Genomic DNA, 18,525 nt, shown 5'->3' on the forward strand with positions numbered 1-18,525 from the left:
GAAGAGTGGATGGGCATCAATCGGCGAACTCGGGGGTCTTCTTGCTCATGTGCGCCATCATGGCGGCCTGCAGGTCGGCGGACTGCAGCATGGCGGCGTTCCAGGTGGCGATGTATTCCAGGCCGTCCTCGACGCTATGGTCACGGGCGTAGCTGATCATTTCCTTGGTGCCGCGAATGGCGATCGGCGACTTGGCGGCGATCTGCCGGGCGATCTCCATCACCCCGTCCATCAGCGCGGAGTGGTCGGCGTAGACCTTGTTGACCAGGCCGATCTGCCGGGCTTCCTCAGCGTCGGCGTTGCGGCCGGTGTAGGCCAGCTCGCGCATGATGCCGTCGCCGATCAGGCGCGGCAGGCGTTGCAGGGTGCCGACATCGGCGGCCATACCCATGTCGATTTCCTTGATGGAGAACTGCGCATCGCTGCTGCAATAGCGCATGTCGCAGGCCGAAACCAGATCGATGGCGCCGCCGATGCAGTAGCCCTGGATCGCGGCGAGCACCGGCTTGCTGCACTTGTCCACGGCGGTGAACGAGCCTTGCAGCTGAAGGATGGTCTTGCGCAATGCGCGGGCATTGCGGCCTACGTCCTTGCCCAGGTGGCTGGCAGCCTGGGCAAGCAGGGCGAGGTCGATGCCGGCGGAGAAGTGCTTGCCGGCGCCGCTCAGGACCACCACGCGAACTTCATCGGTGTCGTCCGCCCACTGGAAGATTTCGATGATCTCCTTCCAGAAGTCGGCGTTCATGGCATTGAGTTTTTCCGGACGATTGATCTGCACATGGGCGATCTTGTCCGCCAGTTCGACGCGGAATGCTTTGTACTCGGTCACGGGATGTCCTCGGGATGCCCTGCTTCACGTCCGGGGCGGCTGGCCGCCGCAAGAGCCCGGGCCAACTGTTCTTGTAAGTGTCGGAAACAGATGTCGGAAATCGCGTCACTATAACAAGGCAAGACCAAAAGTCGATGCCGTGGTCTGTGACACAGGCCACGGCATCGGGCTCGAGTTGGCTTGCAAAACCGCCATCAAGTACTTGATCTGACGGGATCGTGCCGGAGGCGACTATTCAGTCGCCAACCGCCAGCGGCAACCCCTGGGCGCGGTTGCGGTACTGCCGCCAGGTGTACATCGGGATACCGGCCATGAACACCAGGAAGCCCCAGAAGATCGCCTGCTCGCCGGTGCCGTACAGCGCCCACAGCGAGTAGAGGAAGCCCAGGCAACCGATCGCCAGCACCTGCGGACGCGAGCGCGGCGAGAAGGACTCCGGCTTCACCGCCAGCAGTTGCAGCAGCGCCGCGGTGCAGAAGGCATAGGGCACGACGCCGGTCATGGTGCCGAGCAGGATGATGACGTTGAACACCTCCACCAGCTCGCCGTGACCGTCGACCATCACCAGCGCGGTGACCAGCAGGCCCGAGGCCAGCAGGCCGTTGGCCGGAGCGCCATTCTTGTTGAGCTTGCCGAGGGACTCCGGGAACAGGCCGTCGCGGGCCGGCGCCACCGGGATCTGCCCCTGCAGCAGCACCCAGCCGTTGAGCGCGCCAAGGCAGGCGATCACCGCACCCGCCGCCACCAGGTAGTAACCCCAGTCGCCCAGCAGAATGCGCGCGGCATCGGCGAACGGCGAGGTGGACTTGGCCAGCACTTCCGGCGGCATCAGCCCCTGCACGGCGGTGATCGACAGGATGTACACCGCCGCAGCCGCCAACGTGCCGAACAGCGTGGCGCGGGGAATGGTCTTCTTCGGGTCGCGCACGTCGTCCGCCGGCACGGTGGCCGACTCCAGGCCGATGAACGACCAGAGCGTCAGCGCCGCCGTGGTGGCGATGGCCTGGGCGTAGCCCATGTTCGGCAGCTCGCTGGGCGCGGGAATGGTCAGGTAATCGGGATTGAAGTGGAACCAGCCGAGAATGCCCACCAGCAGCAGCGGAATCAGCTTGAGCGCGGTGAGCAGGTTCTGCACCACCGCGAACGCGGTGATCCCGCGCAGGTTGATCAGCGTGCACAGCCAGATGGCGCCAATGGCGGTGGCGACCATCAGCAGCGGGTCGGCCAGCACCGGGATGAACACCCGCAGGTAGCCCACCAGTGTCACGGCGATGGCCGCGTTGCCGATCCAGGCGGCCTTCCAGTAGGTCCAGGCGCACAGATAGCCGGCGAAACTGCCGAAGCCGTCGCGGGTATAGGCATAGGGACCGCCGGCCCCGGGATTCAGGCGCGCCAGCCGGGCAAAGGTGAAGGCCAGCAGGACCGCCCCGGTGGTCGACACCAGCCAGCCGAACAGGCTGAGCCCACCATACGCCGCGAGGCTCGACGGCAGCAGGAACACCCCTGAGCCGACCATGTTGCCCACCACCAGCGCGGTGCAACTCCAGAACCCCATGCTGCCCTTGTTCGCTCCCGCCATCTGCACTCCTTAAAGTCTGCGGCTCTGTTCTATTGCTTCCAACCTGCCGTGCCGCTCATGGCGATGGCCTCCGGATTCGGACTCGAAGTTCCGATCTGCCCTACAGGGTAGACAGCACAGGGCCAAGGAGGAAACAGTTTCCGCCGCGAATGTGCAAGCTTCGAGCGTTTTCCCGGAGCGAGATCAATCCACGCTGCGAAAATTCACCTCAGGTCGCTAGGCGGAGCCTGACTGGCGAGCACCGATGCCGAAGACCTGCTCGAACAGGTTGGCCGGCATCGGCTTGGCGAACAGGTAGCCCTGCCCCTCCGCACAGTGCTCGGCGCGCAGACGATCCCGCTGGGCCGACGTTTCAATGCCTTCGGCAATGGTCTCGAGGTCGAAGCTGCGGGCCATGTCGAGGATCGCCCGGATCACCGAGAGGTCCTGCTGGGATTCCAGCATGCCGATCACGAAGGAGCGGTCGATCTTGATCCGGCTCAGCGGATAGGTTTTGAGCAGGCTCAGCGAGGCGTAGCCAGTGCCGAAGTCGTCGAAGGCGAGCCCCACGCCATGGCTGCGCAGCGTACGCAGGGTATTGAGCACCACGTCGTCGTGGTTGAGCACGATGTTCTCGGTGATCTCCAGCTCCAGCGCGTCGGCCGGCAGGCCGTGACGCTCCAGCACGTCGAGCACCTGGGAGACCAGGTTGCCCATGCGGAACTGCGCACCGAACAGGTTCACCCCGATGCGTATCTGCGGCATGCCGTTGCGGCGCCAGTAGGCGACCCGGGCGCAGGCTTCGTCGAGAATCCAGGCGCCAACGATGGCCGCCAGCGGTCCACCTTCCAGGGACGGCAGGAAGGCCGCCGGGGACAACAGTCCGCGCTGCGGGTGCTGCCAGCGAATCAGCGCTTCCGCCCCGCGCAGGGAACCGTCGCGCAGGCTCACCTGGGGCTGGTAGTACAGCAGGAATTCCCCGTTGGCCACGGCACGGTGCAATTCCATGCCATACAGGTGCCGCGCCGCCGCTTCCATCTTGAGGGCCGGAACGAAGACGAAGGCGTGGCCACGGCCGCTGCTCTTGGCCTTGAACAGCGCCAGGTCCGCATCGCCGACCAGCTCCAGCGCTTCCTGGGCGTGCAGCGGCGCCAACGCCACACCACAACTGGCGGCCACCCGCACTTCGTGGGCATCGATGACGATGGGCTCGGCGATACGGGTAATGGCTGCCTGGGCCAGGCGCATGGCCTGCTCCGGCGAGATCAGGTTCGGTTCGAGGATGGCGAACTCGTCACCACCGATGCGCGCCACCGTGGCGCCGACGCTGGCCAATCGCTCCAGGCGCGCAGCGACCTCGCGCAGGATGCCATCGCCCACCGCATGTCCCAGCGAGTCGTTGACGTCCTTGAAGCCATCCAGATCGATCATCAGTACCGCCGCCGGGCGCGACTGCACCAGGATGTCTTCCGTAACCCGGTAGAACCGGCCCCGGTTGGCCAGCCCGGTGAGCACGTCGACACTGGCCAACTGGCGCAGCGCCTCCTCTTCCTGATGCAACGCCGTCAGGTCCTTGAGCACCGCCTCGAACTTGAGCTTGCCCTTTTCCGTCCAGCAGAACAGCGTCAGCCCCAGGGCCAGCTCGGTGCCGTCCTGGCGCACGCCGGTGACTTCCGCCGGCACGTCCATGCCGTCCAGCGAGGTAGCGTCGCTGGCGCGGTTGATCAGGCTACGGAACGCCGCGCGACCGCGCTCCGCCAGCAGCAGCTCGAATGCCTGCCCCGCCCCTTCATCCAGCGCGTAGCCGTAGAGATCGGCGGCCGCCTCGTTCCAGGCCACGATCTCGCCCCAGCAGTCGAACCAGACAACCGGCGTGGGCGAACTGCCGGCGTATTCCTCGAACAGCGGCCGGGTGCGCGCCGACATCACTTCGATACGGCGCAGCTCCAGGCGGTCAGCCGCCATGCGTGCCAGTTCGCGCAGGCGCTCCCGGTCGTCACCGGAGAAGTCCTCATGGGGCTGGCTGTCGATGATGCACAGGGCGCCCAGCGCATGGCCTTCCACCGACAGCAGCGGCACACCCGCGTAGAAGCGGATGCCCGAAGGCTGGGTCACCAGCGGGTTGTCGTGGAAACGCTCGTCAGTGCGGGCATCGGGCACCACCATCACCTCGTTCTGGGTAATGGCGTGGGCGCAGAAGGACACGTCGCGCCCCATGTCCACCTCGCCGATGCCCGTGGCCGCGGCAAAGAACACGTGATCGCTGCCGATCATGTTCACTGCGGCCACCGGCATGCCGAACATGCGCACGGCAATCTGCACCACCGGGTCCAGGCTGGGCAGCAGGGCTTCATCGTCGAACCCGTAGTCGGAAAGTGCGCTCAGGCGTTCGCTTTCGTTCGGCAGTGCCGAGGGACAGCGCATGGGGAAACCTCCCTTTTTCCTCGTTTCTCCCTGTACCGATCCCGACAAGAATAGTTGGTCTTTTGAAAAGCGGCGGGCCCCGCGCGTCAGGGCCCTCCCGTCACTTGCAGCACTCCACGGTGTAGCGCCGCTCACCGTTCACCTCGTGGACCTGCAGGCCGTGCACGTCCGAGTCGAAGCCGGGGAAATTACGCTCGAAGCTCTGCGCGAAGGCCAGGTAGTCTAGGATCGAGCGGGTGGACTCGGTGAACCGCTCGCCCGGCATGATCAGCGGGATACCCGGCGGATAAGGCACCAGCATCACCGCCGCGATACGCCCCAGCAACTGATCGATGGGCACCGCCTCCACTTCCCCGCGCACCAGCTGCGCGTAGGCATCGGCCGGGCGCATGGCGATTTCCGGCAGCACGGTGTACATGCGTTTCATCGCCTTGGCGGTGGCGTGGTCGCGGTAGCAGTGGTGGAGCTCGTCGCACAGATCGCGCAAGCCCATGCCGGCATAGCGCGCCCCGCCTGCCTGGGCGACGCTGGGCAGTGCATCGGCCAGCGGCTGGTTGGCGTCGTAGCTGCGCTTGAACTCCAGCAACTCGGTCACCAGGGTGCTCCACTTGCCCTTGGTCACGCCCATGGAGAACAGCACCAGGAAGGAGTACAGGCCGGTCTTCTCCACCACCAGCCCGCGCTCCCAGAGGAAGCGACTGACCACCGCAGCGGGAATACCCCGCGCGTCCAGCCGCCCGCCGGCGGTGAGGCCGGGCGTGGCCAGGGTGACCTTGATCGGATCGAGCAGTACGTAGTCCTCGACCGCGTCGCCGAAGCCATGCCAGTCGGCATTGGGCTCCAGCACCCAGTCGCGGGTCCTCACCTCGTCGGTGCCCTCCACGCCCGGCGGCTGCCAGACACAGAACCACCAGTCGTCCTCGGCAAGGTTCTGCTGCACGTTGGCCAGGGCGCGGCGGAAGCTCAGCGCCTCGTCGAAGGTTTCCTGGATCAGCGAGCTCCCCGCCGGGCCTTCCATCATCGCCGAGGCCACATCCAGCGAGGCGATGATGCCGTACTGCGGCGAGGTGGAGATGTGCATCATGAAGGCTTCGTTGAAGCGCGCCCGGTCAAAGCGCCGAGCGCCGCCGTCCTGCACGTGGATCATCGAGGCCTGGCTGAAGGCGGCGAGCATCTTGTGGGTGGAATGGGTGGTGAATACCAGCGGGCCGCTGTCCTGGCGGCTCGTCCCCATGCCGTAGCGTCCATCGTAGAAATCATGGAAGGCCGCATAGGCGTACCAGGCTTCGTCGAAATGCAGCACCTCGACACTGTCCCCCAGCGCCTGCTTGATCATCTCGGCGTTGTAGCAGAGGCCGTCGTAGGTGGAGTTGGTCACCACCGCCAGCCGGACCTTGGGTTCGCGCCCCCGCGCCAGCGGGCTGGCGGCGATCTTCGCGGCAATCGACTCGCGGCTGAACTCGGACAGCGGGATCGGCCCGATGATGCCCAGTTCATTGCGTTCCGGCATCAGGTAGAGCGGAATCGCGCCGGTCATGATGATCGCGTGCAGGATCGACTTGTGGCAGTTGCGATCCACCAGCACCAGGTCGTCGCGGCAAACCATGGAGTGCCAGACGATCTTGTTCGCCGTCGAGGTGCCATTGATCACGAAGAAGGTGTGGTCGGCGCCGAAATTGCGCGCCGCACGGGCCTCCGCCTCGGCCAGAGGGCCGGTGTGGTCGAGCAGCGAGCCGAGCTCCGGCACCGAGACCGAGAGGTCCGAGCGCAGGGTGTTCTCCCCGAAGAACTGGTGGAACGCCTGCCCCACCGGGCTCTTGCGATAGGCCACGCCACCGCCGTGGCCGGGCGTGTGCCAGGAATAGTTGGACTGCGCGGTATGCTCCACCAGGGCACGGAAGAACGGCGGCAACAGGCCTTCCAGGTACTTGCGCGCGGCGCGGCTGACCTGGCGGGCGAGGAAGGGCACGGTGTCTTCGAACAGGTAGAGGATGCCGCGAAGCTGGTGCAGGTCGGCCATGGACTCGGCCGGCGCGTTCTCGATGGTCATCTGCTCGCCGAGGGCGAAGATCGGCAGTTGCGGCGCCCTCACCCGCGCCATGCGGATCAGCTCCACCACATCCTGCAACAAGCGCTGGTTCTCCCCCGCCCCCTCGGCGGCAACCAGAATGCAGGCCAACCCATGGTGGGTCGAGGCGACGATGCGTCCCTCGGCGGAGCTGGCGGTAGAAAGAATGGTGAAGCCGTCCTGCTCCAGCTCGCGGGCGATGTCGCGGACGCGATCGCCGGCGACGGTGTCGGCCTTGATGTCGCGGTGAACGATGAGGATGGGGAACTTGAGGTCTTTATACATTGTGAGCCCCTGAGGCGGACGCTCTGCTGGCGTCGATCCTCACTAGAGTATGGACTCACGAAATGTAGGGGAATGCGGTCGGCTGACGGCTGTAATAAAACGTCGCGTGGGTGACAGGTGCAGCCCGTTAATTCCGAGCGCTACGCTCTGGCTCTGGCTCTGGCTCTGGCTCTGGCTCTGGCTCTGGCTCTGGCTCTGGCTCTGGCTCTGGCTCTGGCTCTGGCTCTGGCTCTGGCAATTGAAGACTTCCAGAGAAACTTCCGCACACTCCAGACCGTCCCGTTCAGGAGGCCGAGTGGAATCGGAGTTTCAGGGGATGAGCGACATGGATGTCGCGAGAGCCACGATGGGCCAGGGATGGCCCGTCGTGGCGTGCCCCTGAAACTTCGATGGAGCGAGGGAATTTTTCGCCTGAGCGAAAAACCGGATGTCCGGGGCATGACCTTTTGGTTCCTTTTGTGTCGTTTGACAAAAGGGACTCGCCCGAGGGGGCGAAACAAAATCTCTCAGCGCACGCCGAAGCGGCGCAGACCACCTAAACCAGAAGCATCGCGGACGAAGTACGCCCCTACGCGAACGCAAGACATCCCCAACTCTCGGATAGAACGGATTCATCCGCGCAGGATTTCGCGGACAAGCTCCGCTCCTACGAAGACAGCCCGTCGAAACGAAAAAGGCCCCTGTCAGGGGCCTTTTCTCATGCAACGCGAAGGATCACTCCTTCGGCGCTTCCATCTGTACCCACAGCGGCGGAGCGCCGGCGGACTTCTCGATCACCGCCAGGCGTGCAATATGGGCCTCCAGCTCTGCGTCGGTCGCCCGGATCACCCGGGTCAGGCCGCGCTCGGCCGCCAGACGACGAATCGCCGTAGCCGTGGCGCGACCACTGCCGTCCCCCTCTGCACCATTGCCGGCCAGCGACAGGCTGGTCTGCCCACCGGTCATCGCCAGGTAGACGTCGGCAAGGATCTCGGCGTCAAGCAGTGCGCCGTGCAGGTCGCGGCCGGAGTTGTCGACACCGTAGCGCTTGCACAGGGCGTCGAGGTTGTTGCGCTGGCCCGGATGGCGCTCACGGGCCATCAGCAGGGTGTCGAGAATCGAACAGTAGTCGGCGACTTCCGCACGCTCGGACTGCCCCAGCAGGGCGAATTCGTTGTTGATGAAGCCAACGTCGAACGCCGCGTTGTGGATGATCAGTTGCGCGCCGTTGATGAATTCGAAGAAGTCGTCGGCCACTTCGCGGAAGCGCGGCTTGTCCTTCAGGTATTCGTTGGTGATGCCGTGTACCGCGATGGCGCCTTCGTCCACTTCGCGGTCGGGCTGCAGGTAGACGTGGAAATGCCGGCCAGTGAGGCGGCGGCCTTCGAGCTCGACGCAACCGATCTCGATGATCCGGTGACCGTCGGTGACCGGCATACCGGTCGTTTCAGTATCGAGTACGACGCTGCGCATTCTGTGAGAAACCTTCTTTGCGGAGATGGCCCGAAACACTCCGGGCGACCTTGATCTTGATACCTGGATACCTAGAATCTGTTTACGATCTTGCGAGCTAGAGCAGAACAAGGCAAAAACAGGCGAGGAAGCGGAGTTTACGAGCTGTAAATGAGCATTCCGAGCCTGTTTTTAACGCAGTTCTGCCGACGCGCAGCAGATCGTAAACAGGTTCTTAGCGCGGCAGTTCGCTCACCCCACGGTTGGCGAGCATGTCGGCGCGCTCGTTGCCGGGGTGGCCGGTATGGCCGCGCACCCAGCGCCACTCGACATTATGCCGGTTCACCTGCTCGTCCAGCGCCTGCCACAGGTCGGCGTTCTTCACCGGCTGCTTGGCGGCGGTCTTCCAGCCGCGCTTCTTCCAGTTGGCCATCCACTCGGTGATGCCCTGCATGACGTACTGCGAGTCGGTGACGATGCGCACATCGCAATGCCGCTTGAGGGCGGCCAGGGCCATGATGGCGGCCATCAGTTCCATGCGGTTATTGGTGGTTTCCGGCTCGCCGCCCCACAGCTCGCGCTCGGCGCCCTTGTAGAACAGCACGGCGCCCCAACCTCCCGGACCCGGGTTACCCTTGCAGGCGCCGTCGGTGTAGATCTCGACTTTCTCTTCGCTCATATCGCTCGTGTTCAGGACTCGGAATCGCGGCGGCTGACCTTGGCCACCGGCAGCGGCACCAGTTGCCCGCGTGGCTCGCGGCGAGGTTGGCGCAGGGGTCTCAAACCGACCACCAGCTTGCGCGCCACCAATAGATAGAAGCCGGCGCCAGAGCCCTGCAGGACGGGGCCCCAGGTCTCCATGCGGGCCAAGCGGCCCTGCCATTTCGCCGATGCAAGCGGCGGACGATAACACCCGAAGCGGCGTTTCTCCAGCGCGAATCCCAGCAGGTTGAGCCAGTCGCAGACCCGCGTTGGCGAGATGCAGCGGGCACGGCGCAAGGCATCGCGGGCGAAGTAGTGGCGGATGCCCCAGGCGCTCCAGGGATTGACCCCGACCACCAGCAGGTGCCCGCCCGGTCGTACGCTGCGCGCGGCTTCGCGCAGCAGCCGGTGCGGCGACAGGCAGAAGTCCAGGCCATGCTGCAGCAGCACCACGTCGGCGGCATGTTCGCCCAACGGCCAGGCCGCCTCGTCACAGGCGATCTCCACCCCCGGCAGCGGCGGCCCCAGCCGCACGCCACGCTGGATGTTGCCGGTGCTGGCCGGCAACTCGGCGTGCGGGCCGTAATGCACCAGGTAACCACCGAAATAGCGTTCCAGCTCGTCGGTCAGCAGTTGCTGCTCTTCGGCGAGCATCATTCCGCCGATCGGACCGGCCAGCCAGTCACGCGCCTGGGCGATCAGCTCCAGCCAGTCGGCATCGGCCTGGGCGAAGGGTTCGGGTTCGATCATCACTACCCCCTGTGGGAGTGCGCGACACAAAAGTGCGTATCCGCACTACTATGCGCCAATGCCCACTACTTAGCGACTTTCCGGCCATGATACAGATAGACGCGCTACCCGCCTTTTCCGACAACTACCTCTGGCTGTTGCAGGATGTAACCCGCCGCCAGTGCGCGGTGGTCGACCCGGGCGACGCCGGCCCGGTACTGGCCTGGCTGGACACCCACCCCGGCTGGACCCTGACCGACATCCTGGTCACCCACCACCACGCCGACCACGTCGGCGGCGTCGCCGAGCTCAAGGCCAGGACTGGCGCCCGCGTGCTCGGCCCGGCCAGCGAGAAGATCCCCGCGCGCGACGAAGCGCTCAAGGACGGCGACCGCGTCGAAGTGCTCGGCCTCAGCTTCGAAGTCATCCATGTTCCCGGCCACACGCTCGGCCATATCGCTTACTTCAATCAGGACCACGAGCCGCCGCTGCTGTTCTGTGGCGACACCCTGTTCGCCGCCGGCTGCGGCCGCCTGTTCGAAGGTACCCCGGCGCAGATGCACACCTCGCTGAGCCGCCTGGCCGCGCTGCCGGGTCAGACCCAGGTCTACTGCACCCACGAATACACCCTGAGCAACCTGCGCTTCGCCTGTGCGGTGGAGCCGGAGAATCCCGAGGTCCGCGAGCGCTTCGAAGAGGTCAGCCACTGGCGCGAGCAGGGGAAGATCAGCCTGCCCTCCTCCATTGCCCTGGAACGGGCGACGAATCCCTTCCTTCGTGTGTCGGAAACATCCGTTAAGAAAATCGCCGACGAGCGGAATGGCCAGGAAATCCGCACGCCGGACGAGGTCTTTGCGACCCTTCGCCGCTGGAAGGACCAGTTCTGAGGGGTGGCGAAATCTTGACCAGGGCAACCACGGTTCCTAGAATCCCCGAAATTTTTGCCCCGGACATAGTCATCAGCCAATGCCGCCAAAGACCAGCAAGACCTTCGATCTAGACGCATTGACTCGTGCTATCCGAGTTTCCGTGGTGCTGCTCGCCGCGGGCCTGGCCGGCTGTCAGTCGACCCAGCACGTCGCCACCGACAGCCAGGCCCGCAATGCCACCCGCGCCGTCGACGTGAAGTTCAATCCGGCCTGGTCGGACGCCCAGAACGATATCTGGGAGCGCATGCGCGTCGGCTTCCAGCTGCAGGACCAGATCGACACCAACCCGCGCATCGAACGCCAGCGCCTGTGGTTCATGAGCAACCCGTCGTTCCTGGAAAACGCCAGCGAACGCGGCAGCCCGTACATGCACTACGTCGTGGAGCGCCTGGAAGAGCGCGACATGCCGCTGGAACTGGCCCTGCTGCCGGTCATCGAAAGCTCCTACAACCCGATGGCGGTGTCCCGCGCCCAGGCCGTCGGCCTGTGGCAGTTCATCCCCAGCACCGGCACCCACTTCAACCTGCGCCAGACCAACTTCTATGACGGTCGCCGCGACATCCAGGCGTCGACCAACGCCGCGCTGACCTACCTGACCCGCCTGCACGACATGTTCAACGGTGACTGGCTGCTCGCGCTGGCCGCCTACAACGCCGGCGAGGGCACCGTCAGCCGCGCCATCGAACGCAACGAGCGCCTCGGCCTGCCGACCGACTACTGGAACCTGCCGCTACCGCAGGAAACCCAGGATTACGTGCCCAAGTTGCTGGCGCTCTCGCAACTGGTGAACGCGCCGACCATCTACGGCATCAACCTCAACCCGATTGCCAACGAGCCCTACTTCACCTCGATTCGCATCAAGCCAGGCCTCGACCTGTCGCGGGTCGCCGCCCTCGCCGACCTCGACGAGGATGAGCTGTACCAGCTCAACCCCGCCTTCAAGCGCAAGGTGACCCTCGACGGCCCGCACCATCTGCTGGTGCCCAAGGACAAGGCCGACACCCTGAAGGCCGGCATCGACACGCTGACACCGCAGCCGATCAGCGCCTACGCCTCGATCGCCTCCTCCGCATCGACGACCAGCAAAGGCCTGAAGCAGTACCGCGTGCGCAAGGGTGACAGCCTGCACAGCATCGCCCAGCGCTACCGCCTGACCGTCGCCGAACTGAAGTCCGCCAACCGCCTGAGCGCCAACCGCCTGCGCAATGGCCAGGTCCTGGTGATCCCCGGCCAACCGGGCCGCCCGGTCGTCGAACCGGAGAGCCCGCGTCAACTGGCACAGGTCGAGCGCACCTCCACTCGCGGCGCAGCCCGCACCTACACCGTGAAGAACGGCGACACCCTCTGGCAGATCGCCAAGAAGAACGACGTCGATGTCGCCGACATCAAGCGCTGGAACAACCTGGACAGCCATGGCGTCAAGCCGGGCCAGACCCTCAAGCTGCAAGGCGGATCCAGCGCCGCAACCCAGCAGGTGGCCTCGCGCAGCAAGAGCAAGCAGGACAACGTGACCTACTACAAGGTCCAGCAAGGCGACTCGATGTACCTGATCGCCAAGCGTTTCAACGTCGAAATGCAGCACATCAAGCGCTGGAACCCGCGCAGCGGCAAGGCCCTGAAGCCGGGCCAGACCCTCACGCTCTACCTCGATACCGCCAGCCGCTGACCATCGTCACGCGCCGTGACGCAAATGTCCCGGCGCGCGGCTTCTGGCGGCACGGACAAGCTGCTACTGTACGGAGCCATTCGCCCAGCCAAGGATCGGACCCTACGCCCGATGCGTCGCCTGCCCCTCCTGCTCCTCGGCCTGCTGCTCAGTCTGCCCGCTTCAGCCCAGATCACTGAAAGCCACGGCTACGCACAGTTCGGCGACCTGAAATATCCCGCCAGCTTCGACCATTTCGACTGGGTCAATCCCAAGGCTCCCAAGGGCGGCACCCTGCGTCTGATGGGCCTGGGGACCTTCGACACGCTCAATCCCTATACCTTCAAGGGCAGCCCGCCGATCAGCACGGCCGACTTCCTGCAGTACGGCGTCAGCGAGCTGAACGAGCCACTGATGGTCGGTACCGGCCTCTATGACCCGTCGGGCGACGAGCCCGCCTCCAGTTACGGCCTGATCGCCGGCAGCGTGGAGTACGCCGAAGACCGCAGCTGGGTGGTATTCAACCTGCGTCCGCAGGCACACTTCCACGACGGCAAGCCGATCACCGCCTACGACGTGGCGTTCTCCTATCGCACCCTGCTCAAGCACGGGCATCCGATGTACCGCACCGCGCTGCAGGAGGTGCAGCGGGTCGATATCCTCTCGGCCCAGCGCATCCGCTTCGTCTTCAAGCGCCACGACAACCCGCTGCTGATCCTGCGCCTGGGCGAAATGCCGGTGCTGCCGCAGCATTACTGGAAGAATCGCAACTTCCAGGCCACCACCTTCGAGCCGCCCCTGGGCAGCGGTCCCTACCGGATCAGCGAAGTCAGCCCTGGCCGGCGACTGGTGTTCGAGCGGGTGAAGGACTGGTGGGGCGCGGACCTGCCGGTCAATCGCGGCAAGTACAACTTCGACCGCGTCGAGGTGGAGTTCTACCGCGATGCCGGTATCGCCTTCGAAGCCTTCAAGGCCGGCGAATTCGACTTCTACATCGAGCACCAGGCGAAGAACTGGCGCAGTGCCTATCACTTCCCGGCGCTGCGCCGGGGCGATGTGATTCGCGCGGAAATCCCGCACAAGATTCCCACCCAGACCCAGGCGCTGTTCATGAATACGCGCCGTCCGACCTTCGCCGATCGCCGCCTGCGCGAAGCCCTCGGCATGATGTTCGACTTCGAGTGGACCAACCGCGCGCTGTTCAACGACGCCTACGTGCGCGCCAGCAGCTACTACCCCAACAGCAACTTCACCGCCACCGGTGTGCCCCAGGGCCAGGAGTGGCTGCTGCTCTCCCCCTACCGCAAGCAATTGCCGGAGGAGCTGTTCACCCGTCCCTTCACCGTACCGGTCACCCAAGGCCATGGCATTCCAAGGGAAACCCTGCGCCAAGCATTGGGTCTATTGGCCGACGCCGGCTGGAAACTCTCCGGCGACCGCCTGCTGGACGCCAGCGGCAAGCCCTTGCGTTTCGAAATCCTGCTGGTCAACCCAAGCCTGGAACGGATTCTCCAGCCATACCGCGAGAATCTCGCCAGCATTGGTATCGATGCGCGCTTGCGTACCGTGGACCGAGCCCAGTACAAACAGCGTCTGGACCAGTTCGACTACGACATGATTCTGATGACCCTGCCCCAGACCCTGAGCCCCGGCCTCGAACAATGGCAGTACTTCCACTCCAGCCAGGTGACGGTGAAGGGCAGCAAGAACTATGCGGGCATCGCCAACCCCGTGGTGGACGCGATGCTCGACAAACTCCTCGGCGCCACCGACCGCGACCAGCAGGAAGCCGCCGCCCGCGCCCTGGACCGAGTGCTGCTCTGGCAGCACTACAGCATTCCCAATTGGTACCTGAACAAGCATCGACTGGCGTACCGCAACCGCTTCGCCTTCGTCACCACGCCGCCCTACACCCTGGGCCTGCGCGCCTGGTGGCAGAAAAATCAGGAGAACACCCTATGAAGAGCCCCTGCCGCGCCGCGCTGTTCGCCGGCCTGTTGCTGGGACTGCTGGGCAGTGCGCAGGCCGCGCCGCAGCACGCCATCACCCTCTATGACGAAGCGCCGAAGTACCCGGCCGACTTCAAGCACTTCGACTTCGTCAATCCGGACGCACCCAAGGGCGGCACCCTGCGTCTCTCCGACTTCGGCGGGTTCGACAGCCTCAACCCCTTCATCGCCAAGGGCAACTCCGCGCCGCAGATCAACCTGATCTACGACACCCTCACCTTCCACTCCCTCGACGAGCCCTTCACCGAATACGGCCTGCTTGCGGAAAAGATCGAGAAGGACCCGGAGCACCGCTTCGTGCGCTACTTCCTGCGCCCCGAGGCGAAATTCCAGGACGGCACGCCCGTCACCGCCGAGGACGTGGTGTTCACCTTCGAAACCCTGATGAAGGACGGCGACCCGATGTACCGCAACTACTACGCGGACGTCGACAAGGTGGTGGCCGAAGACAAGCTACGGGTGCGCTTCGACTTCAAGCACGGCAACAACCGTGAGCTGCCGCTGATCCTCGGCCAGCTGTCGATCCTGCCCAAGCACTGGTGGGCCACCCGCGACTTCAACAAGACCGGCATGGAGCCGCCGCTGGGCAGCGGTCCGTACCGCATCGCCAAGGTCGACGCCGGCCGCTCGATCCGCTACGAGAAGGTGAAGGACTGGTGGGGCGAGAAGCTGCCGGTGAACCGCGGCTTCAACAACTTCGACGCAGTGGTGGTGGACTCCTACCGCGACCTCACGGTCGCCCTGGAGGCGTTCAAGGCCGGGCAGTTCGACTTCAACGACGAGCGCATCGCCAAGAACTGGGCCACCGCCTACGACTCCCCGGCGGTGCGCGACGGCCGCATCGTTCGCGAGGAGCCGGTCAACGGCAACCCCTGGGGTATGCAGGGCTATGCCTTCAACCTGCGCCGTCCGGTGTTCCAGGACCCGCGCGTGCGCGAAGCGATCACCCAGTTGTTCGACTTCGAGTGGACCAACAAGCAGCTGTTCTTCGGCTCCTACCTGCGTGACGGCAGCTACTTCGAGAACTCCGAAATGGCCGCGCACCAACTGCCCGACGCCGAGGAGTTGAAGATCCTCGAACCCCTGCGCGACAAGCTGCCGCCGCAGGTCTTCACCCAGGTCTACGTGCCGCCCACCAGCGACGGCAGCGGCATCATCCGCGATCAGAAGCGCAAGGCCTACCAGTTGCTGCTCGATGCCGGCTACAAGATCGAGAACGACAAGATGGTCGGCCCCGACGGCAAGCAGCTGAGCTTCGAGTTCATGCTCGCCCAGGCCGACTTCGAGCGCGTGCTGCTGCCCTTCAAGCGCAACCTCGCCGAGCTGGGCATCGACATGCAGCTGCGCCGGGTCGACGTCTCGCAGTACGTCAACCGCCTGCGCTCGCGGGACTACGACATGATTGTCAGCAGTTGGCCGCAGTCCAACTCTCCGGGCAACGAGCAACGCGAGTTCTGGCACTCCAGCAGCGCCGACAAGCCAGGCAGCCGCAACTTCATCGGCCTGCGCGATCCGGGCATCGACGCCCTGGTGGACCAGTTGATCAACGCCGACTCCCGCGAGAGCCTGGTACGCCACGCCCGCGCCCTCGACCGCGCGCTGCTCTGGGGCCACTACGTGGTGCCCAACTGGTACCTGGGCACCTGGCGCATCGCCTACTGGAACCGCATCGCCCACCCGGAGAAATTGCCGCCCTACGGCTATGCGCTGATGACCTGGTGGCAGGCCCGTGACCAGGCAGTGCCGACCAAGACCGACGCCACCGCACAAGCCCCGGCGAATGACGCCCAGGCAGAGGACGCGCACTGATGCTCGCCTACATCCTGCGGCGCCTGCTGCTGATCATCCCCACCCTGTTTGGCATCCTGCTGATCAACTTCATCATCATCCAGGCCGCCCCCGGCGGTCCGGTGGAACAGATGATCGCCAAGCTGGAGGGCTTCGACGCCGCCAGCGGCGGCGCCACCGGGCGCATTTCCGGCGGTGGCGGCGAAGTCGCCTCGGCCGGCTCGCACTACCGCGGCGCCCAGGGCCTGGACCCTGAGCTGGTGAAGGAAATCGAGCGCATGTACGGCTTCGACAAGCCGGCGCCCGAACGCTTCTGGATCATGCTCAAGAACTACCTGCACCTGGACTTCGGCCAGAGCTTCTTCCGCGACGCCAAGGTCACCGACCTGATCGTCGAGAAGCTCCCCGTCTCCGTCTCCCTCGGGCTATGGAGCACGCTGATCATGTACCTGGTGTCGATCCCACTGGGCATCGCCAAGGCGGTTCGTCATGGCAGCCACTTCGACGTCTGGACCAGCTCGGCGATCATCATCGGCTACGCGATTCCGGCCTTCCTCTTCGCCATCCTGCTGGTGGTGCTGTTCGCCGGAGGCAGCTACTGGGACTGGTTCCCCTTGCGCGGATTGACCTCGAACAACTTCGACGAGCTGAGCCTGGGCGGCAAGATCCGCGATTACTTCTGGCACCTGGCATTGCCCATCACCGCGCTGGTGATCGGCAACTTCGCCACCATCACCCTCCTGACCAAGAACAGTTTCCTTGACGAGATCGGCAAGCAGTACGTGGTCACCGCCCGCGCCAAGGGCCTCACCGAGCGCCGCGTGCTCTATGGCCACGTGTTCCGCAATGCCATGCTGCTGGTCATCGCCGGCCTGCCCTCGGCGCTGCTGGGCATCTTCTTCACCGGCGCGCTGCTGATCGAGGTGATCTTCTCCCTCGACGGCCTCGGCCTGCTCAGCTTCGAAGCGGCGCTGAACCGCGACTACCCGGTGGTGTTCGGCACGCTGTTCATCTTCACCCTGTTCGGTCTGATCATGAAGCTGGTCAGCGACGTCCTCTACACGCTGGTCGATCCGCGCATCGACTTCGAGAACCGGGAGTAAACCGATGCGCCTGTCTCCCATCAACCAGCGCCGCTGGGCGCGCTTCAAGGCCAACAAGCGCGGCTGGTGGTCGCTGTGGCTGTTCCTCGTGCTGTTCATCGCAAGCCTGGGCGCCGAGCTGATCGCCAACGACAAGCCGCTGGCCATCCGCTACGACGGCAACTGGTACTTCCCGGTGGTCAAGCGCTATCCGGAAACCGCCTTCGGCGGCGAGTTCCCCATGGAGGCGAACTACAAGAGCCCCTACATGCGCGAACAGATCGCACAGAAGGACGGCTGGATTCTCTGGCCGCCGATTGCCTACAGCTACGACACCATCAACTACGACCTGCGCGTCCCCGCCCCCTCCCCGCCCACCCGCGAGAACTGGCTGGGTACCGACGACCAGGCGCGCGACGTGCTCGCGCGGGTGATCTACGGCTTCCGCATCTCGGTGCTCTTCGCCCTCACTCTCACCGTGCTCAGCTCGATCATCGGCGTCACCGTGGGCGCCCTGCAGGGTTTCTACGGCGGCTGGATCGACCTGCTCGGCCAACGCTTCCTGGAAATCTGGTCGGGCCTGCCAGTGCTCTACCTGCTGATCATCCTCGCCAGCTTCGTGCAGCCTGGCTTCTGGTGGCTACTGGGGATCATGCTGCTGTTCTCCTGGATGAGCCTGGTGGACGTGGTGCGCGCCGAGTTCCTTCGCGGCCGCAACCTGGAGTACGTGCGCGCCGCACGGGCGCTGGGCATGCGCAACGGGGCGATCATGTTCCGCCACATCCTGCCCAACGCGATGATCTCCACCCTGACCTTCATGCCGTTCATTCTCACCGGCGCCATCGGCACCCTGACCTCGCTGGACTTCCTCGGCTTCGGCCTGCCCGCCGGCGCCCCCTCGCTGGGCGAGCTGGTGGCCCAGGGCAAGTCCAACCTGCAGGCGCCCTGGCTCGGCATCAGCGCCTTCGTGGTGCTGGCGGTGATGCTCAGCCTGCTGGTGTTCATCGGCGAAGCCGCCCGTGATGCCTTCGACCCGAGGAAGTGAG

At 65.0% G+C, this 18,525-nt stretch carries 13 protein-coding genes; 6 read left to right on the forward strand and 7 right to left on the reverse strand.

The window, feature by feature from the left end; genetic code table 11:
- Window positions 1-16 precede the first annotated feature (16 nt).
- From O6P39_RS16625 to O6P39_RS16655, 7 genes are all read right to left on the reverse strand, one after another.
- Window positions 17-829 (reverse strand): crotonase/enoyl-CoA hydratase family protein, encoded by an 813-nt coding sequence (locus tag O6P39_RS16625; RefSeq protein WP_275607599.1) that lies wholly within the window; start codon window positions 827-829, stop codon window positions 17-19.
- A 235-nt stretch (window positions 830-1,064) separates the two neighbouring features.
- Window positions 1,065-2,408: an amino acid permease gene (locus O6P39_RS16630; RefSeq protein ID WP_275607600.1), complete on the reverse strand. Its 1,344-nt coding sequence runs from the start codon at window positions 2,406-2,408 to the stop codon at window positions 1,065-1,067.
- Between the two features lie 216 nt (window positions 2,409-2,624).
- On the reverse strand, window positions 2,625-4,811 hold the full coding sequence (locus O6P39_RS16635) for an EAL domain-containing protein (RefSeq protein WP_275607601.1): 2,187 nt from the start codon (window positions 4,809-4,811) through the stop codon (window positions 2,625-2,627).
- A 100-nt stretch (window positions 4,812-4,911) separates the two neighbouring features.
- The gene (locus O6P39_RS16640; protein WP_275607602.1) at window positions 4,912-7,164 is read right to left on the reverse strand and encodes an arginine/lysine/ornithine decarboxylase; all 2,253 of its coding nucleotides are present in this window, start codon (window positions 7,162-7,164) and stop codon (window positions 4,912-4,914) included.
- 714 nt (window positions 7,165-7,878) lie between these two features.
- A complete protein-coding gene (gene dnaQ / locus O6P39_RS16645; protein WP_275607603.1) occupies window positions 7,879-8,616 on the reverse strand; it encodes a DNA polymerase III subunit epsilon in 738 nt (245 codons plus the stop codon).
- Window positions 8,617-8,830: 214 nt separating this feature from the next.
- On the reverse strand, window positions 8,831-9,274 hold the full coding sequence (gene rnhA / locus O6P39_RS16650; protein WP_275607604.1) for a ribonuclease HI: 444 nt from the start codon (window positions 9,272-9,274) through the stop codon (window positions 8,831-8,833).
- Window positions 9,275-9,285: 11 nt separating this feature from the next.
- Window positions 9,286-10,047, reverse strand: coding sequence for a methyltransferase domain-containing protein (locus tag O6P39_RS16655; RefSeq protein ID WP_207885686.1), 762 nt, complete (start codon window positions 10,045-10,047; stop codon window positions 9,286-9,288).
- An 86-nt stretch (window positions 10,048-10,133) separates the two neighbouring features.
- On the opposite strand from O6P39_RS16655, the gene gloB reads away from it, so the two are divergent.
- The 6 genes from gloB to O6P39_RS16685 all read left to right on the forward strand — a co-directional run bounded on the left by gloB (window position 10,134) and on the right by O6P39_RS16685 (window position 18,524).
- Entirely contained in the window at window positions 10,134-10,913 is a 780-nt protein-coding gene (gene gloB, locus O6P39_RS16660) for a hydroxyacylglutathione hydrolase (RefSeq protein ID WP_275607605.1), read from the forward strand.
- Window positions 10,914-10,992: 79 nt separating this feature from the next.
- Window positions 10,993-12,621: a LysM peptidoglycan-binding domain-containing protein gene (locus O6P39_RS16665; RefSeq protein ID WP_275607606.1), complete on the forward strand. Its 1,629-nt coding sequence runs from the start codon at window positions 10,993-10,995 to the stop codon at window positions 12,619-12,621.
- Between the two features lie 111 nt (window positions 12,622-12,732).
- Window positions 12,733-14,562, forward strand: a complete 1,830-nt coding sequence (locus O6P39_RS16670) for an extracellular solute-binding protein (RefSeq protein ID WP_275607607.1) — start codon at window positions 12,733-12,735, stop codon at window positions 14,560-14,562.
- Complete coding sequence (locus O6P39_RS16675) at window positions 14,559-16,418, forward strand: extracellular solute-binding protein (RefSeq protein ID WP_275607608.1); 1,860 nt, start codon at window positions 14,559-14,561, stop codon at window positions 16,416-16,418. Before O6P39_RS16670 ends, O6P39_RS16675 begins: the two co-directional genes overlap by 4 nt.
- Window positions 16,418-17,500 carry a microcin C ABC transporter permease YejB gene (locus tag O6P39_RS16680; RefSeq protein WP_275607609.1) on the forward strand — a complete coding sequence of 361 codons (1,083 nt, stop codon included), beginning with the start codon at window positions 16,418-16,420 and terminating at the stop codon, window positions 17,498-17,500. The genes O6P39_RS16675 and O6P39_RS16680 overlap by 1 nt, the downstream gene beginning before the upstream one ends.
- 4 nt (window positions 17,501-17,504) lie before the next feature.
- Window positions 17,505-18,524: an ABC transporter permease gene (locus O6P39_RS16685; RefSeq protein ID WP_275607610.1), complete on the forward strand. Its 1,020-nt coding sequence runs from the start codon at window positions 17,505-17,507 to the stop codon at window positions 18,522-18,524.
- Window position 18,525 lies beyond the last annotated feature (1 nt).

It is taken from the genome of Pseudomonas sp. PSE14, from assembly GCF_029203285.1.
Lineage (GTDB): Bacteria > Pseudomonadota > Gammaproteobacteria > Pseudomonadales > Pseudomonadaceae > Pseudomonas.